The 15,939-nt window shown below is 53.6% G+C and carries 20 protein-coding genes; 7 read left to right on the forward strand and 13 right to left on the reverse strand.

Annotation, left to right across the window (positions count from 1 at the left end; genetic code table 11):
* Nucleotides 1–24 precede the first annotated feature (24 nt).
* The gene (gene lpxD / locus M0644_RS06305) at nt 25–1,041 is read right to left on the reverse strand and encodes a UDP-3-O-(3-hydroxymyristoyl)glucosamine N-acyltransferase (RefSeq protein WP_286627076.1); all 1,017 of its coding nucleotides are present in this window, start codon (nt 1,039–1,041) and stop codon (nt 25–27) included.
* Nucleotides 1,042–1,245: 204 nt separating this feature from the next.
* Between lpxD and M0644_RS06310 the strand changes: the two genes are divergently transcribed.
* Nucleotides 1,246–1,431, forward strand: a complete 186-nt coding sequence (locus M0644_RS06310; protein WP_024125509.1) for an NblA/ycf18 family protein — start codon at nt 1,246–1,248, stop codon at nt 1,429–1,431.
* A 71-nt stretch (nt 1,432–1,502) separates the two neighbouring features.
* Here M0644_RS06310 and M0644_RS06315 read toward each other — a convergent pair whose 3' ends face one another.
* Nucleotides 1,503–2,249 (reverse strand): hypothetical protein, encoded by a 747-nt coding sequence (locus tag M0644_RS06315; protein WP_286627078.1) that lies wholly within the window; start codon nt 2,247–2,249, stop codon nt 1,503–1,505.
* Between the two features lie 232 nt (nt 2,250–2,481).
* Here M0644_RS06315 and M0644_RS06320 point away from each other — a divergent pair, with 232 nt between their 5' ends.
* On the forward strand, nt 2,482–2,763 hold the full coding sequence (locus tag M0644_RS06320) for a hypothetical protein (RefSeq protein ID WP_286627079.1): 282 nt from the start codon (nt 2,482–2,484) through the stop codon (nt 2,761–2,763).
* A gap of 54 nt (nt 2,764–2,817) precedes the next feature.
* Nucleotides 2,818–3,540: a superoxide dismutase gene (locus M0644_RS06325; protein ID WP_286627080.1), complete on the forward strand. Its 723-nt coding sequence runs from the start codon at nt 2,818–2,820 to the stop codon at nt 3,538–3,540.
* Here the strand turns inward: M0644_RS06325 and M0644_RS06330 are convergent.
* Genes M0644_RS06330 through rpsP form a run of 4 tightly spaced genes read right to left on the reverse strand, consistent with a single transcriptional unit; the run spans nt 3,485 to nt 5,299 of the window.
* Nucleotides 3,485–4,507 carry a PhoH family protein gene (locus M0644_RS06330; protein ID WP_149819174.1) on the reverse strand — a complete coding sequence of 341 codons (1,023 nt, stop codon included), beginning with the start codon at nt 4,505–4,507 and terminating at the stop codon, nt 3,485–3,487. The genes M0644_RS06325 and M0644_RS06330 overlap by 56 nt on opposite strands.
* Before the next feature lie 9 nt (nt 4,508–4,516).
* The gene (gene rpsU / locus M0644_RS06335; RefSeq protein ID WP_015126245.1) at nt 4,517–4,690 is read right to left on the reverse strand and encodes a 30S ribosomal protein S21; all 174 of its coding nucleotides are present in this window, start codon (nt 4,688–4,690) and stop codon (nt 4,517–4,519) included.
* A 3-nt stretch (nt 4,691–4,693) separates the two neighbouring features.
* Complete coding sequence (locus M0644_RS06340) at nt 4,694–5,044, reverse strand: KH domain-containing protein (protein WP_149819176.1); 351 nt, start codon at nt 5,042–5,044, stop codon at nt 4,694–4,696.
* 3 nt (nt 5,045–5,047) lie between these two features.
* The gene (rpsP, locus tag M0644_RS06345) at nt 5,048–5,299 is read right to left on the reverse strand and encodes a 30S ribosomal protein S16 (RefSeq protein ID WP_149819178.1); all 252 of its coding nucleotides are present in this window, start codon (nt 5,297–5,299) and stop codon (nt 5,048–5,050) included.
* 106 nt (nt 5,300–5,405) lie between these two features.
* On the opposite strand from rpsP, the gene fabD reads away from it, so the two are divergent.
* A complete protein-coding gene (fabD, locus tag M0644_RS06350) occupies nt 5,406–6,296 on the forward strand; it encodes an ACP S-malonyltransferase (RefSeq protein ID WP_190278269.1) in 891 nt (296 codons plus the stop codon).
* On the forward strand, nt 6,293–6,928 hold the full coding sequence (locus M0644_RS06355) for a 1-acyl-sn-glycerol-3-phosphate acyltransferase (RefSeq protein WP_286627084.1): 636 nt from the start codon (nt 6,293–6,295) through the stop codon (nt 6,926–6,928). Before fabD ends, M0644_RS06355 begins: the two co-directional genes overlap by 4 nt.
* Here M0644_RS06355 and gap read toward each other — a convergent pair.
* The 7 genes from gap to M0644_RS06390 all read right to left on the reverse strand — a co-directional run bounded on the left by gap (nt 6,925) and on the right by M0644_RS06390 (nt 14,164).
* A complete protein-coding gene (gene gap / locus M0644_RS06360; RefSeq protein ID WP_286627085.1) occupies nt 6,925–7,947 on the reverse strand; it encodes a type I glyceraldehyde-3-phosphate dehydrogenase in 1,023 nt (340 codons plus the stop codon). The genes M0644_RS06355 and gap overlap by 4 nt on opposite strands.
* 23 nt (nt 7,948–7,970) lie before the next feature.
* Complete coding sequence (locus tag M0644_RS06365; RefSeq protein WP_149819186.1) at nt 7,971–8,306, reverse strand: rhodanese-like domain-containing protein; 336 nt, start codon at nt 8,304–8,306, stop codon at nt 7,971–7,973.
* Between the two features lie 52 nt (nt 8,307–8,358).
* Nucleotides 8,359–9,906, reverse strand: coding sequence for an NAD(P)H-quinone oxidoreductase subunit N (locus tag M0644_RS06370; RefSeq protein ID WP_286627086.1), 1,548 nt, complete (start codon nt 9,904–9,906; stop codon nt 8,359–8,361).
* A 145-nt stretch (nt 9,907–10,051) separates the two neighbouring features.
* Complete coding sequence (locus M0644_RS06375) at nt 10,052–10,948, reverse strand: LD-carboxypeptidase (RefSeq protein ID WP_286627087.1); 897 nt, start codon at nt 10,946–10,948, stop codon at nt 10,052–10,054.
* 1 nt (nt 10,949) lies between these two features.
* The gene (locus M0644_RS06380; protein WP_286627088.1) at nt 10,950–11,486 is read right to left on the reverse strand and encodes a DUF2808 domain-containing protein; all 537 of its coding nucleotides are present in this window, start codon (nt 11,484–11,486) and stop codon (nt 10,950–10,952) included.
* Between the two features lie 3 nt (nt 11,487–11,489).
* On the reverse strand, nt 11,490–12,011 hold the full coding sequence (locus M0644_RS06385; RefSeq protein ID WP_190278270.1) for a transcriptional repressor: 522 nt from the start codon (nt 12,009–12,011) through the stop codon (nt 11,490–11,492).
* Nucleotides 12,012–12,232: 221 nt separating this feature from the next.
* A complete protein-coding gene (locus M0644_RS06390) occupies nt 12,233–14,164 on the reverse strand; it encodes a transglycosylase domain-containing protein (RefSeq protein WP_149819196.1) in 1,932 nt (643 codons plus the stop codon).
* Between the two features lie 150 nt (nt 14,165–14,314).
* Between M0644_RS06390 and tyrS the strand changes: the two genes are divergently transcribed.
* Both tyrS and M0644_RS06400 read left to right on the forward strand, forming a co-directional pair.
* Entirely contained in the window at nt 14,315–15,541 is a 1,227-nt protein-coding gene (gene tyrS, locus M0644_RS06395; RefSeq protein ID WP_286627167.1) for a tyrosine--tRNA ligase, read from the forward strand.
* A 57-nt stretch (nt 15,542–15,598) separates the two neighbouring features.
* Nucleotides 15,599–15,928, forward strand: coding sequence for a hypothetical protein (locus M0644_RS06400; protein WP_286627089.1), 330 nt, complete (start codon nt 15,599–15,601; stop codon nt 15,926–15,928).
* Nucleotides 15,929–15,939 lie beyond the last annotated feature (11 nt).

Below are 15,939 nucleotides of genomic sequence, written 5' to 3' on the forward strand. Positions count from 1 at the left end.
TAGAGGGTGGTTAGAATATCTATGCTATCCCCTTACCTTTGCTTCCAATTGGCGCACTCGCTTGAGGAGATCCGGCAGTTGCTTCACTGCGGCTGAAACCTTGAGGTAGAGGGTTTGATCCATGGCTGGAATCCCCCCCATGCGGCTATCTGGGGGGACAGAGCTACTGATGCCGGATTTGGCGGAGACAATGGTGCGATCGCCAATGGTCAAATGACCCGCTGCCCCCACCTGCCCAGCAAGGACGACGTGATTACCAATGTGGGTCGACCCGGCCAAGCCCACTTGGGCACAGAGAATCGAATTTTCACCAATGGTGCAGTTGTGAGCCACCATCGTCAGGTTGTCAATTTTCGTGCCATCCGCCACGCTGGTTTCCCCTAAGGTGGCGCGATCAATCGTTGTGCCGGCACCGATTTCCACATCATTGCCAATGACCACGGTGCCCACTTGGGGAATTTTATAGTGGCGACCATCGGGCAGAGGCACATAGCCAAAACCATCACTACCCAGAACGACACTGTTTTGCAGAATGACGCGATCGCCCAATTGCACCCGCTCCCGCAAGGCACAGTGGCTATAGATACGGCAATCGGCGCCAACCACCACATCATCGTAGAGCGTGCAATGACTATCAATTATCGTGCGATCGCCAATGCGCACGCGATCGCCAATCACGGTATAGGCACCAATGGTCACCTCAGCTCCCAAGACGACATTGGCTCCCAGAATTGCCGTCGGGTGAATTTTGGCGGAGGGTTTGGGTTGCGGATAAAACCATTCAATGCATTGGGCAAAGGCAAGGTAGGGATGGGGCACCCGCAGCAGGGGACAGGCTGCTTCCCCTTGAAAATCGGGACGGACAAACACAGCAGCCGCTGCCGTAGTCTGCAATAGAGCGGTGTACTTCGGATTGGCTAGAAAGGAGATGTCTGTTGCTGTTGCTGTTTCGAGGGGGGCTACCCCCAAAACGGGGCGATCGCCCTGCTCTGGACAGTCGAGGGTTGCCCCAAACCGTTCAGCCACCTCTGCCAACCGCATCTTGCCGTCCTCATCATCGAACTTAAGTTTTAGCTCAGTCTATCAGGTCTCGTTTGTGAAACCAATCAAGAATTTAGTGAAATCGTTCATGCTGAACATTTTATCCTTTGCACGGGTGATATTCATTGAGTGGCAACTTTGTCAATGTGTTTGTTATATTTTTTAACACGTATGCCCGATAACATGGAGTAAGGAGTACATTCTATGGAGCAACGCTTCCCCGAACTGAATGTTGACCTCAGCTTTGAACAGGAGTTTCAAATGCGGGTGATGGAGGAGCAAGTGAGTGCCATGAGCCTTCAGGAAGCTCGTGAGCTACTGTTGCAAGCCTCTCGCCTATTGATGATGAAAGACAACGTCATTCGCTCCTTGGTCAAACGCGCTGCCTAGGTCACACATGTGTGGGACGGACCTCTTTCTCCACCTTGCTTCCTCCGTCGAATCAAGTAGGGGATAGTGGCCTACCACGCACGGGGCTGAAACTGCGGGTCGTTGAGAATCGTCACCCCATCCCCCGACTGCGCCAACACAAACAAACCTTGCCGATAAGCGTAGCGAGCCACCTCGGGCGGCACAATCATCCCTGCCACGGCACCCAAGAGTTTCGTGCCACGATACTGGTGAGCTAGACGGCGAAATTTCGCAATCCGCTCTAAATGCTCATCAACATCCCCTTGGCTAAGTTTTGTTTTCACTTCGACGAGAACGGCTTCATCGGTGTTAACGACCAACAGATCAATTTCTAAACTCTCGTTGCCGTCTTGAAGAATCACATCACTGTAGAGTTGAGAAACAGCAATTCCCCGACTCTGAAATAAGCGCAACACGGCTGGGCGGACTTGCCACTCCACAAACTCCCCAAGGCGATTGCCCAGTTTGCCAATTTGTTGGTTGAGCTGCCGTGCTTCTTCTCGGAGCAACCGTTCCGTTTCTTGAAAACGCCGGTCAGTCTCTTGGAACCGCCGATCTGTTTCTTGAAATTGCCGTTCAGTCTGCTGAAAAAGCCGATCTGTTTCTTGAAAACGTTGAGCCGTTTCCTGAAATCGCTGTTCAAGATCCTGAAAACGCCGGTCAGTCTCTTGAAATCGCCGATCTGTTTCTTGAAATTGTCGCTCGGTTTCCTGAAATCGGCGTTCTGTTTCCTTTTGAGCCTCCAGTAGCTCTGCCAATAATCGCCAAACATCTTCAGGGGTGTATGCCTGTGTCATTCTGGATTGATAATTGCCAACAAACTGGTGCGTACGTCTTACCATCATAACTTAGGAAACAATACAGAAGCTTGGTAGCCTCAACGCTTCAGTACGAGGGAAAAAACCCAAAAAGGACTTTAGTTCCAGAGGATATAATAAGAATGAGGGCTGACCTTGGTGAAAAAAATAAGCGGTTAGAAGAAGCCTACTGTAAAAATTATTTGCGATCGCTCCCAAGAGGTATTGACTTATGACTCGTCCACTGCTGCTGAGCGTGGTGTTGCTGGGGATATGTTATCCCTTGGCCACGTTGGCGACTCCCCTGCCCCCGATCTTTAATCCCATTTCCCCGACCACTGGCTTTGAATCCTCGGAAATGAACCGCCTTTGGCAAAATCAGTGGCGTTCTAAAGACCGCCGTGAGGCCAGTACGACGCTGCAACCATCCGCTGACAAGGTGCTGCAAATTGAAGTGGATGGCCAACTCCTGACACCCAGCCAAGCTCAACAACTCCTACTGCGCCAAGAATAATCCTGCGGAACTTAAAGACTTAAACTATTAGCGGGAACATTTCACGTACTCGCTATGCCCCTAACCCGTCGTCAAACCCTTGGCCTTCTCGTCGGCAGTGCCGCTACACTCTGGTTGCGATCGCGCCCAGCCGTGGCTGAAGGTGAGCCGTCAGAAATTTATACGCTGCCGCCTTTGCCCTACGGCTACGATGCCCTAGAGCCAGTGATTGATGCGCAGACGATGCAGCTACACCACGACAAACACCATGCGGCCTATGTGAAGACGCTGAACAAGGCACTGACGCCCTACCGGCAATGGCAGGGGCTACCTATTGAGGATTTACTGCGCCACATTCGCCAACTACCCACCGCCATTCAACAAACCGTGCGCAACCACGGCGGCGGCCATGCCAACCATTCCCTCTTTTGGCAAAGTATGGCACCGAATGGGGGCGGTGAACCCACGGGGGAGCTGGCCACAGCAATTGCAGCCACCTTTGGCTCGTTCTCAGCGTTTCAAACCCAGTTTCAGCAGGCAGGTCTAAAGCACTTTGGCAGTGGCTGGGTCTGGCTTGTGCTGACGCCCCAAGGAAATCTGGCCATTACCACCACACTGAACCAAGATTCGCCGCTGATGCAAGGGCAAGTGCCGATCTTGGGCAATGATTTGTGGGAGCATGCCTACTACCTGACCTATCGCAACCGTCGCGATCAGTACCTAGAGGCTTGGTGGCAGGTGGTTAATTGGCCTTGGCTGAGCGATCGCTACGCCCAGATGCGCGCTCTTTTGACTTAGTAAGCAAGGCCTGCTCATGGCGATCGTAGGCATCAATAATTCGCTCGACAAGGGGATGGCGAATCACATCCCCCTTGGTTAGATAACAAAACGCGATCCCTTCGACATCTTTGAGAATTTTCGTGGCCACACTGAGGCCGGAGGTTTGATGTTCTGGTAGATCGGTTTGTGTCAAGTCCCCCGTTACCACCAAGCAGGAGTTAAAACCAATGCGGGTCAAGACCATTTTCATCTGGGCAGGGGTGGTGTTCTGGGCCTCATCGAGGATGACAAAGGCATTATTGAGGGTACGCCCTCGCATATAGGCCAAGGGAGCCACTTCAATCACCCCCCGCTCCATCAGGTTACTAATTTTCTCTGGCTCCACTAGTTCGTAGAGAGCATCGTAGAGGGGACGCAAATAGGGATCAATTTTTTGCTGTAAATCTCCCGGCAAAAAGCCGAGCCGCTCCCCTGCTTCCACCGCAGGCCGTGTCAAAATCAACCGCTCATAAGTACCCGACAGTAGCGCTTGGACGGCTAGAACGGTGGCCAAGAAGGTTTTGCCGGTGCCCGCTGGCCCAATGCCAAAGGTGAGTGTGTGGCTGCGAATGGCTTGAATGTACTGGCGCTGGCGAAAGGTTTTGGCACGAATAATGTCGCCGCGACGGGTGCGAGCCAGAATATCCTGTTGCAGCTCTTGGAGGGCTTCCCGCTGCTGGGTGTCGTAGGCATGGCGGACGGTGAGAATATCTACCCCAGACACAGGACGCCCCTCGCGCCAGAGGGTACCGAGGTCTTGAATCAGTTGTTGGCAGAGTTGGATTTGAGCAGGGGTACCAGTGATGTAGAGATCCCGCCCCCTTAAAACAAGGGTCGCCCCTGTTTGGGCGGCAAAGATGCGCAGGTTGGCTTCTTGCTCACCGACAAGGGCGATCGCACTCTCAGTGCTGTGGAGGTCAATGGTGAGGCTTTCCCTCGTGGTCATACCCAAGGCTTAGCGATTGCGCTTGCGGGCGGCCTCCTGTTTGCGTTTGCGGCGCAGGCTGGGTTTCTCGTAACGTTCACGCCGTTTGACTTCCGAAAGAATGCCCGCTTTTTGGATTTTTTTCTTGAATCGCCGTAGAGCGGACTCAATGGATTCGTTTTCACCTAAACGCACTTCAGACACGCGCTAACTTTGCCTCCTTGATGATGGATAAGAACGACGGAATCGCCGGGGGCGATCGCTCCCTTGATGATCTATTTTAGGCGTACTTTTGGCATCGTCATAGACATCTAGGTAAACCTGCTGACCGGCGGCTTGGGCAGCAGCCTGTAGAACTGCTCGAATGGCATGGAGATTGCGACCGCCACGGCCATAGACCCGTCCCTTATCCTCGCCAGCAAAGGCAAGGCGTACCCAGATGCGAGAATTGGCAGGGGAAAATTCCGCATGCAGCCGTAGCGTTTCCGGTGCTTCCATAAAGGGTTCCAGCAGGAAGCGAATCAAGGCAGCGTAGTTGGGGGCAGCCGACTCAGTCATTGCCTATTTTTTGGCAGTTTCGGGGAGAAGATTTGCTTTGACAAACAGCCGCCGCACGGTATCTGTGGGTTGTGCGCCCTGCGCCAAACGCCGCTTGATAGCCTCTTCCTTGAGGCGCACTTCATCACGGATCGGATCATAGAAGCCCAATTCTTCGAGGGCACGCCCATCGCGGCGATCGGTATTGTTCATCGCCACAATCCGATAGGTGGCGTTCCGTTTTTTGCCGTAGCGTTTGAGACGCAGTTTAATCATGTCAGCCTATGGAGATAAAAGGGGCAGATTTTTATCGACAATTTTCTAGTATAACGGACATCCCAAATCGGGTAAAGTAGATTGCGGTTCGAGTTGAGCACTGCCGATGACAAAGACAGCATGGTTATTTCCCGGCCAAGGGTCGCAACATCCAGAAATGATGGCGGATTTGCTGACGGCCTATCCCCCAGCCGAGGAGCGGTGCGCACAGGCAGCGGCGATTTTGGGGTGGTCGGTCATTGAGTGCTGTGCAGGTCGTATCGGTAACTTAGATCAAACCCTCTATACCCAGCCGAGTTTGTTTCTGGTGGAGAGCTTGCTTGTGGATGCCCTCAAGGAACAGGGGGCAAAAGCGGACTTTGTTGCGGGGCATAGTCTCGGCGAATATGTTGCCCTCTATGCGGCGGAGGTTTTTGACTTTACAACAGGACTGAAGTTAGTGCAGCGGCGAGCCGAACTGATGAATGCCGCTGGGGGGGGCAAGATGGTGGCCTTGATTGGCTTTGACCGCGAGCAGTTGCAAGAGGCGATCGCCAGCACAGCCAATGTGGTTCTGGCCAATGATAACCATCCGGGGCAGGTGGTGATTTCGGGGCTGCCGGCAGCGGTGGACGCGGTGCTAGGCAAAATTAAGGTGAAGCGAGCGGTTCCCTTGAATGTGAGTGGGGCTTTTCATTCCCCGTTTATGGCGGAGGCGGCAGCCACATTTGCCACGCTGCTGGAGGAGTGCACCTTCCACGAGGCGATCTTTCCCGTTTTGAATAATGTCGAACCTGAACCGACAACGGATGCAGCGGTGATCAAGGCACGGTTGCGATCGCAGATGACCGGCTCTGTGCGGTGGGTGGACACCTGTCATGCCCTTGCGGCAGCGGGGGTGACCCAAGCCTTTGAAATTGGTCCCGGCAACGTATTGGCAGGCTTGGTTAAACGCACTACCCCAGAGATCACCGTTACCAGCATTGCCACGATCGCTAGTTTGGAGAGCCTTGGGTGAGTCGCGATCGCGAGCCGCTGATCAGCCTGCTCCTCTACCATCTTTTCAAATGGTCAGTGGTGAGTCCACTCCTGCACACCTACTTTCGCGGGCGCATCTATGGTGCCCATCAGGTACCGCTGCGAGGGCCACTGGTGGTGGTAGCCAATCATGCCAGCTACTTTGATCCACCCCTGATTTCTAACTGTGTGCGCCGACCGGTGGCTTGGATGGCCAAGGAGGAATTATTCCAGATTCCCATTTTTCGGACATTGATTCGGTGGTACGGTGCCTATCCTGTGAAGCGGGGAGCTGGCGATCGCCGCGCATTGCAGGCCGCCCTCAAAGCTCTAGAACAGGGTTGGGCAGTGGGGGTCTTTTTGGAGGGCACGCGCACGAAAGATGGGCGCATCTATGATCCGAAATTGGGGGCAGCACTCATTGCCGCCAAAGCTCAGGCGCCTTTATTGCCCGTATGCCTTTGGGGAACCCAAGAGATTCTCAAAAAAGGTGGATTTCCCCGACCCGTTCCCATTACAGTGCGCATTGGTGCTCCCATTCCGCCCCCAGCTTCGGGCGATCGCGCTGCCCTAGAAGCAGTCACACAGCACTGCTGCGAAGTGATCCACCGTCTCCATGACTTGGGTCGCTAGAGCAGACCATCCTTAGCGGCCATCAATTTGAGGAGATCTACCACACGGCAGGAATAGCCCCACTCATTGTCGTACCAAGCCACCACCTTAAAGAAATTGGCATTGAGTTGGATCCCCGCTGTGGCATCAAAGATACTGGAGCGGCCATCACCGATAAAATCACTGGAGACAACCGCCTCTTCGGTATAGCCGAGAATCCCCTTGAGATCCCCCTCAGCCGCTGCCTTCATTGCCGCACAAATCTCGTCATAGCTCGTGGCCTTCTCAGTTTTGAAGGTTAAATCCACCACCGACACATCGGGTGTGGGTACGCGAAAGGCCATCCCCGTCAACCTGCCCTTGAGTTCGGGCAACACCAGTGTCACCGCTTTAGCAGCGCCGGTAGAGGCGGGAATAATATTTTGGCCAGCCCCGCGGCCGCCGCGCCAATCCTTCTTACTAGGACCATCCACCGTCGGTTGGGTTGCGGTAACAGAGTGCACCGTGGTCATTAAGCCCTCAGCTAGCCCAAAGGTTTGATGTAGTACCTTCGCCACCGGTGCCAAGCAATTCGTGGTGCAACTGGCATTGGAGACAATCACATCCACCGCTGGATCAAAGGCCGCATCATTAACACCGACGACAATTGTTTTCACCTTATCGGCATCCTTGGTGGGGGCTGAAATCACCACTCGTTTCGCACCGGCCTGAAGATGCTGAGCCGCCCCCTCATAGCCAGTAAATAGGCCAGTGGATTCAACAATGTAGTCGGCGCCAACCGATCCCCAAGGCAGTTCTGCGGGATTGCGAATGGCCGTACAGGGAATGAACTTACCATCAATTTCGATGCCCTCTGCCGTGGCCTTGACGGTTCCCGGATAGATGCCGTGGGTGGAATCGTACTTAAAGAGGTAGGCAAGGTTATCCGCAGGCACGAGATCGTTAATGCCGACAAACTGAATATTGTCGTAGGCGAGACCCGCCCGTAGCACCAAGCGGCCAATGCGGCCAAAGCCATTAATACCGACTTTCAAGGTCATGAAAACTCTCCCAAGGCAATCAACTAATAACGGGGTAGGGTTGGATCCACTGCCGCAGCATAGGCATCAATACCACCGACAATGTTTTTCACATTACGGAATCCCTGCTGAATCAACCAGTGACCCATTTGCGCTGATCGCACACCGTGGTGGCAGAGTACCAAGGTTTCCCGATCTGGATCAAAGAGCTGGCAAATTTGGGGCGACCATTGGGGAAACGCACTCAAGGGCAAAGGCGTAAAGTGAGGAAGATGGGCGATCGCCCACTCCTCTGGTTCCCGCACATCAATGAGTTGCAAGGTATCCGCCTCTGTGGCTAGGCGTTGCGCTAATTCCACCACTGTGATTTGTCCTAGCATAGCTTCCCCTTGATTCTAGGGGGATAGATCGGGGATGGTACTAAAGTCATCCTTAAGATTTACCTGCCGGCGGTAGGCTTTGGTAGGCCACCTCGATCGCCGTCGGTTGATGAGCCACTTGGGGCACATCTAGTACTGCCGTATTCACCAAGTTAAAGAGGGGATTGGCCAAGATACCCGCCAAGGAGGTGGCAATCACCGTCATCACTAGACCCACCTGCAAAGGACGCATGCCAAAGGTTGACCAAGAAACCTCGGGATAATTTTGCACAGCTAGGGACATTTCTTGGGGTTCCTTGACTACCATCATCTTGACAACACGAATGTAGTAGTAAATCGAGATCACACTCGTTAATAGACCCAGCAGCACCAGACCATAGGCACCGGCTTGCCAACCCGCCCAGAAGAGGTAAATTTTGCCAAAAAAGCCGGCCAAGGGAGGAATCCCCCCCAGAGAAAGCAGACAGAGGCTCAGGCCGAGGGTGAGCAGGGGGTCTTTTTGATAGAGGCCGGCATACTCACTAATTTGATCGGTACCCGTGCGCAGGGAGAAGAGAATCACACAGGTAAAGGCGCCAAGGTTCATGAAGAGGTACACCAGCAGGTAAAAGAGCATACTGGCATAACCTGCCTCAGTGCCAACGACAAAACCAATCATCACAAACCCCGCCTGCCCAATGGAGGAGTAGGCGAGCATCCGCTTCATGCTGGTTTGGGCAAGGGCAACCACATTGCCGAGAATCATGCTGAGGATCGCCAGCACCGTAAAGATGAGTTGCCACTGATCGGTGACACTGGGGAAGGCCAAGGTCAAAAAGCGAATGGCAAGGGCAAACCCAGCCGCTTTGGAGCCAACGGAGAGAAAGGCAACCACAGGCGTAGGGGCACCCTCATAAACATCGGGCGTCCATTGGTGAAAGGGCACTGCTGAAATTTTGAAACTAATGCCAGCAATAACAAACACTAAGGCCACCACCAGACCCAAGGATTCCGCAGAGAGAGCTTGGGCAATTTCTGGTAATTGGGTGTACCCACCGGAGAGGCCATACAACAGTGACGATCCATAGAGGAAAATGGCAGAACTGGCCGCACCAATCAGGAGATATTTCAAGGCGGCTTCGTTGGAGCGGCTATCGCGCTTGGTGTAGCCGGTGAGCAGATAGGAGGCAATACTCAGGGTCTCTAGCGCCACAAAGATAAACACCAGTTCTTGGGCACCGGCAATGAACATGCCACCCACCGTGGCGGTCAACAGAATCGTCATAAATTCGCCGAGGGAACTGCCCGTTTGCTCAACATAGCGAATGGACATGAGAATCGTGCCCAAGGCTGAAAGGGCAATCAGTCCCCGGAAGAAGAGGCTGAGGTGATCAGAAATAAAGCTGCCAAAGAAACTGACGGTGTCGGGCTGAGTCCACAGGGGAATCATCGTGGCGATCGCTCCCCCTAAACCGACAATGGCAAAGTAGGGGGTCCAGCGATCGGCTTGGCGTCCCTGAATCAAATCTGCTAGGAGGACGACGAGCAGCGTCACAATCACGATGGTTTCCGGCAAAATGGTGCCTGCATTCAGCTGTCCGGCCAGTGTCACCAAATCCATAACTCTTTACGCGCCTTGATGGAATCCCCCATATCTTATCACTCGAATTTTCATTTCATTGTTTGCCAGCGATCGCCTTCTGCTTATGAGTGGGATTAGTTTTTACCAATCTCGGCACTGGCAGAGGTGGTATTTTGATTTTGGGTCAGAGCAATAGCCGCAAAGAGCCGCGATCGCCATCCAACTCTGCTGCGACTCCCACAGGTAAGGCAGCGTTCACCCCCTCATGACCAAAGGGCAAGTCACTGACAATGGGAAGCCCCAAATCCCCTAAGCGATCCTGCAACACCTCAATCAGCCGAAAATTGGGTTGGGTGGTCGGATCCTCACAGCGACTAAAACGACCGAGGGCAATCCCCTGAATCTGATGCAACACACCACTGCAGCGCCACTGCGTCAACATGCGGTCAATGCGATAGGGGGCTTCACCCACATCCTCTAGAGCCAAGATCACATTCTCAAAAGAAGGACAATCAGGCGTCCCCAGTAAATGAGTCGCGACTGTTAAATTCCCCACCAAAAGACGACCCTGCACCACACCGCCCCCCCAACCCGTTCCCAAGAGCGGCTCTAGGGGTTTGCCCCGCACCAGATCAAAAAGCCGCTGCTGACTCCAAAGGGGTTCTGCCGCCAGCGTGGTGAGTACTGGGCCATGGACACCGGCCACCCCTTGGTTAGCATAGCTCCACAGCAAAGCCGTAATATCCGAAAAACCAATCAGCCATTTCGGCGATACCGCTGGCCACTGCCACTGCTCCAACAGACGAGTCGCTCCAAATCCACCCCGCCCGCAGAGAATACCCTTAATAGAATTATCTTGCAATAAGTGCCGCAGGCGATCGCGCCGCTGTTGATCGGCACCCGCAAGGTAGCCCCAGCCGGCAAAGGCCGCCTCATCGACAATCACCTCATAGCCCTGAGCTTGCCAACAGGCCACTCCCTGCCAAAAAGGTTCCCTTTGGCGGAGGACACCACTGGGAAAGGCGACGGCAAGGCGATCGCCCGGCTGAAGCGGCGGCGGTAATGTTGCAAAGACGGTCACGTTAGAAAAAATTAGAGTTGCGGTAAAACTGCAAGCGACCCGTGCCGATATTTTGACCTAGGGCGCGATCGCCCCCCCGAGGAAAGGCTGTCACAGCAAAAAGATACGTCCCATCCCATTGGGGATTGCGCACAGGAGCAACCTCAACCCGCAGGTACGACCCCGGTGGCACAGGGGGATCAAAGGTCACTGTGAGCAGCGCTGAATGGCCATCAAAGGTCACCTCGGCCAAGGGAATCGGCTGGTGGGAGCGATCGCCGATAAAAGCACGGGTACGTTGGGGCAAAAAGTAAATTGTCTCAATGCCGGGCAGTTGTTGAATGTCAAGCCGGGCAAGGGGTTCGCCTGCGGTGGTCGGTATCTGCACAATGAAGTTGTAGGTGGTATTCGTTAGCCACACTTGAGGATAGCGGGTATTGGCTTCAACAAAAATGGGTGGCTGATCAAAGGCCACCCGACCATCGGGAAACTCAACCCCTAGGCTCTGAGGGGGCAAAGCAGCTATGCCCACAAGGGCGATCGCGAAGGGTCGTCGCATCCCTTATTTACCCCGCGAGGGGGGTTCTGTGCCGTGGGCGATCGCGCTACTACAGACCCAGTTTTCCGGCAGTCCGGGGTAACCGCGCCGCAGCGCCTCTGGGCAAATGGTGTAAATCGTCAGTTGGCAATCAATCAATTGCAGACCATACTTCTCCGTCTGCTTCAGAGCCTGCTTGAGAATCGTATCATTGTCGAACTCCATTGTGCGGTTGCATTGCACGCACACCATGTGGTGATGGTGGTGCGGGGACATGGTATTTAATTCATAGTGCTTGTGTCCCTCTGCCAGTTCCAACTCCCGCAGAATACCCATCCGCGACATCAGCTTTACGGTGCGGTAAACGGTGGATAAACTAATGGAGTGTCCCTGTTTGCGCAACTCATGGTGCAGGTCTTCAGCACTCAGGTGATTGCCCTTGGGCAGATTCTGGAAAATATTGAGAATGGTTTCTCGCTGTGGCGTCAACCGCCAGCCCTTCTCATTCAATTCTGCCTTTAAGGCTGCTGCTGTATAAAGTGGCATAGAAGATTCGCTTGATCTGCCGATATTGGTTTGCATGATAGCCGACAACAAGTGTCATTTGCAACAACCCCAGCTTATTGAGAATAATTACAATAGTTTTACTGAAGTTTCTGCAAATGAGTTGCAACGCCCAAGCACCATCTGATCAAATCGATCAAATCAAGTGTTAATGGGTTCAGTGGCGCAGAACCCAGTTCAAAAACCAATCCCTAATTTGTTTGCTAATTTGTTTGCCGTTGCGGCTTGGGTCGCTGGAACTTCGACATTGGAGTAAAGTCTTCGATGGGCACATCCTTGAGTGCCTGACTCATGAAATCCCGCCAAATGGGTGCCATAAAGCCACCCCCCGTTGCCCCCTGCCCGAGGGGTGCATAGTTGTCATTCCCTGCCCAAACAGCCGCTGAGAGTTGTGGCACATAACCAACAAACCAAATATCCCGCTCAGAAGAGGTGGTGCCTGTTTTCCCCGCCGCGGGTCGGCCAATGTTGGCGGCTGTCCCTGTGCCACTGGTGATCACACTCTGCATTGTGTTGTTTAGGGCGGCGGCGGCCCAAGGATCAAGCACGAGTTTGGGGCGCGGTGTGTGATCCAAGAGCAAATTGCCATTGTTATCGGTGACTTGAATGATGGTTGTGGTGGGGGATTGCCAGCCATTGTTGGCGAATGTGGCATAGGCCGCGGCCATTTCCAAGGGCGTTAGATCCACAGCCCCCAGAGGTAGAGAAACCACAGGAAGCATGGGACTGGTAATGCCAAGGGTACGGCAAATTTCAATGACGCGCTCAATGCCCACCTCTTGGCCAAGAACAATCGCAGGAATATTGCGGGACGTGGCCAAAGCCATACGCATAGACATCCCACCCATAAAGGAGCCATCGTAATTTCGCGGCACATACCACCCACTGCCATCGCGATACCTAACGGGTGAGTCGTTAATTCCAGAATCGGGCGTATATTTGCCACTGGCATAGGCAGCATAAAAGACAAAGGGCTTAAAGGCAGACCCCGGTTGACGCATGGCTTGGGTGGCGCGATTAAACTGACTGCGGTTGTAGTCCACACCGCCGACAAGGGCTTTGACATAGTGCGTTCGTGGATCTACTGCCGCCAAGGCCAACTGATCGGCGCGCACACCACTGCCCCGTAGGGTTTGATAGCCGCGTTGGATTGCCTCTTCGGCCATTTTTTGCACCTTGACATCAAGGCTACTTTGTACCCGCATTCCCCCACGGATAACCGCTTCACGACCAAATTGGCGGGTCAACTCCTGCAACACAGCATCCGTAATCCAAGGGCTACGACTGCGCTGGAAGGAGGTAATTTCCCCTAGCTTGATGGGTTCTTGGGCAGCGGCAGCGGCCTCTTGGGGGGTGATCCAATCCAATTCCACCATCCGATCCAGCACCAACTGCTGCCGTTCCTTGGCGAGGTCAAAATCCACAAAGGGGCTATAGGCCTCGGGCGCTTGAATAATGCCAGCCATCATGGCGGCTTCGGCAAGCGTGAGATCAGCGGCATTTTTTTTGAAGTAGCTTTGGGCTGCGGTTTGTACGCCGTAGGTATTGTGTCCCCAATAGACTTGATTGAGGTACATCTCCAAAATTTCATCTTTGCTGAAGATCTGCTCGAGGCGCATGGCCAGAACAGCCTCAGCCACTTTACGGCTAATGGAGCGATCTTGAGACAAAAAGAGATTTTTCACCAATTGCATCGTCAGGGTAGAGCCACCCTGTACGGTACGCCCCGAGGTGAGGTTGACCATCAAGGCACGGGAAATACCAATGGGATTAATACCGCGATGCTGGTAGAAACTACTGTCTTCAATGGCCATTACAGCCAGCTTCAAATTGGGGGAAATTTCGCTGAGGGGAACGACTTCGCGGTTTTCTTCATCGTGAAGGCTGACAAGGAGGGTGCCCTTGACATCGTAAATGTGCGTCGTTTCACTGGGAATGTAGCCCCGCAGCGATCGCACATCCGGCAAATTCCGAAAGCTAATCGCCAAGCCCAGCAGTCCCCCGCCGATCGCCGCACAACCAAAGGTCATCCCCACAAGGAAGGTACGGTTAGCAATGCGCAGGACCCCATGCCAGAAGTTTTCATCCTGGGGGCGAGTTTGGGAGGGGTGTTTGCCAAGGGTAGTGGTGGACACGACAGTCGCTTCCTTACGCCAATTATTTTTTACTTCGTATATGATTTTTTTATTGGAATAAAAGTAAGGGATGGCAAAATTGCCCCGCGATCGCAATTGATTGCTATCATAGCCATCCTAGACCAGAAAATGTCCCAGCCCAATTCCATGATGTCTTCAGATCTTGAGGCCACAATTGCCCGGCTCCAGCGCGGCGTTGTCGAAACGTTTCCCCATGTCCCTGATTCCACCAAACCCGAAGAAAATCTCTGGGCCTATTTGCGGCAAACGGAGCGCCCGCTGCGGGTTAAGCTTGGCATTGATCCCACCGGCAGCGAAATTCACCTTGGCCACAGTATTGTGCTGCGCAAGCTGCGGCAGTTTCAGGATGCGGGTCACTGTGCCGTACTGATTATTGGTGACTTTACGGCTCAAATTGGCGATCCCACAGGAAAGTCCGAGGTGCGCAAACAACTCAGCCCCGAAGAAGTGGCTGCCAATGTGCAAACCTACCTTGAGCAGGTGAAACCCATTTTGGATTTTGAGACCCCCGGCCGCTTAGAAATTCGCTACAACTCGGAGTGGCTCGCTAAACTGGACTTGCGGAAAATTCTTGAGCTACTGGGAACGATGACTGTTGGCCAAATGCTGGCCAAGGAGGGGTTTGCCGAACGCTACGCCAAGGAAACGCCCATTTTTCTCCATGAGTTTCTCTATCCCCTCATGCAGGGCTATGATTCGGTGGCGGTGGCCGCAGATGTCGAGTTGGGGGGGACGGATCAAAAGTTCAATATTGCTGTCGGTCGCGATTTACAGCGCCATTTTCGCTTGCCCACCGTGCAATTTGGTCTGCTGATGCCGATCCTAGTGGGCACGGACGGAGTACAGAAAATGTCGAAGTCCCTTGGCAACTATGTGGCGCTTACGGAATCGGCAGCCAGTATGTACTCCAAGCTGGAAAAAATTCCCGATGCCTTGGTGAACCAATACATTGAGTTGCTCACGGATTTGCCCTTGGACAGTTTACCCCCCAATCCCCGCGATCGCCAGAAGGCCTTGGCCCTAGAAGTCGTGAGTCAGTACCATGGGCGCGATCTCGCCCTGCAAACCCAAGCGGAACTAGCCGCGATCGTCACCCAAGGGCAAACGGCACAGGCGGGATCGATTCCAGAGTATTCCCTTGGGGAGTTTCAGTTTCCTGTGAAGCTGACTTATGTGCTCAGTCACACCAAGCTCTGCCCCAGTAGCAGCGAAGCGCGCCGACAGATCCAAGGGGGTGGGGTGCGTCTCAACGGCGAAAAAGTTACGGATGTGGACTTTACCCTCACGGCACCGGAACCCTATGTGAACCAAGTGCTGCAAGTGGGTAAGAAAAAATTCCTGCGCTTTCTACCTTAGGTGGCGGTTGGCATTCTCTGCCAGAATGAAGATGAGGTGGTGCAGAGAATGTGTAGGATGAGCGAGCAGGAATTTCAAGCCAAGGTACTCAGCGAGTTGCAGGCGCTGCGTGTAGATGTGGAGAAGCTCGGCACCGATGTCGAAAAACTACAAACGGATGTCGAAAAGCTCCAAACTGATGTGCACAAACTGCAAGGGGATGTGAGTGAGTTGGCCACTCAGGTGAAAAATCAAGAGTATAAGTTTGAGGTCTATCAGCGGGGCACCGATGCCATGGTGCGGATGGCAACAACGATTATTATTGCGGCAGCATCGGTCGTGGTTCTGGCGAGTCTTTCCCCGGCGATTACACCACTTGTGAGCGCGATCGCCCACCAAGGGAATTAACTACAACGATG

Source organism: Thermosynechococcus sp. B1 (assembly GCF_030322985.1).
GTDB lineage: Bacteria > Cyanobacteriota > Cyanobacteriia > Thermosynechococcales > Thermosynechococcaceae > Thermosynechococcus.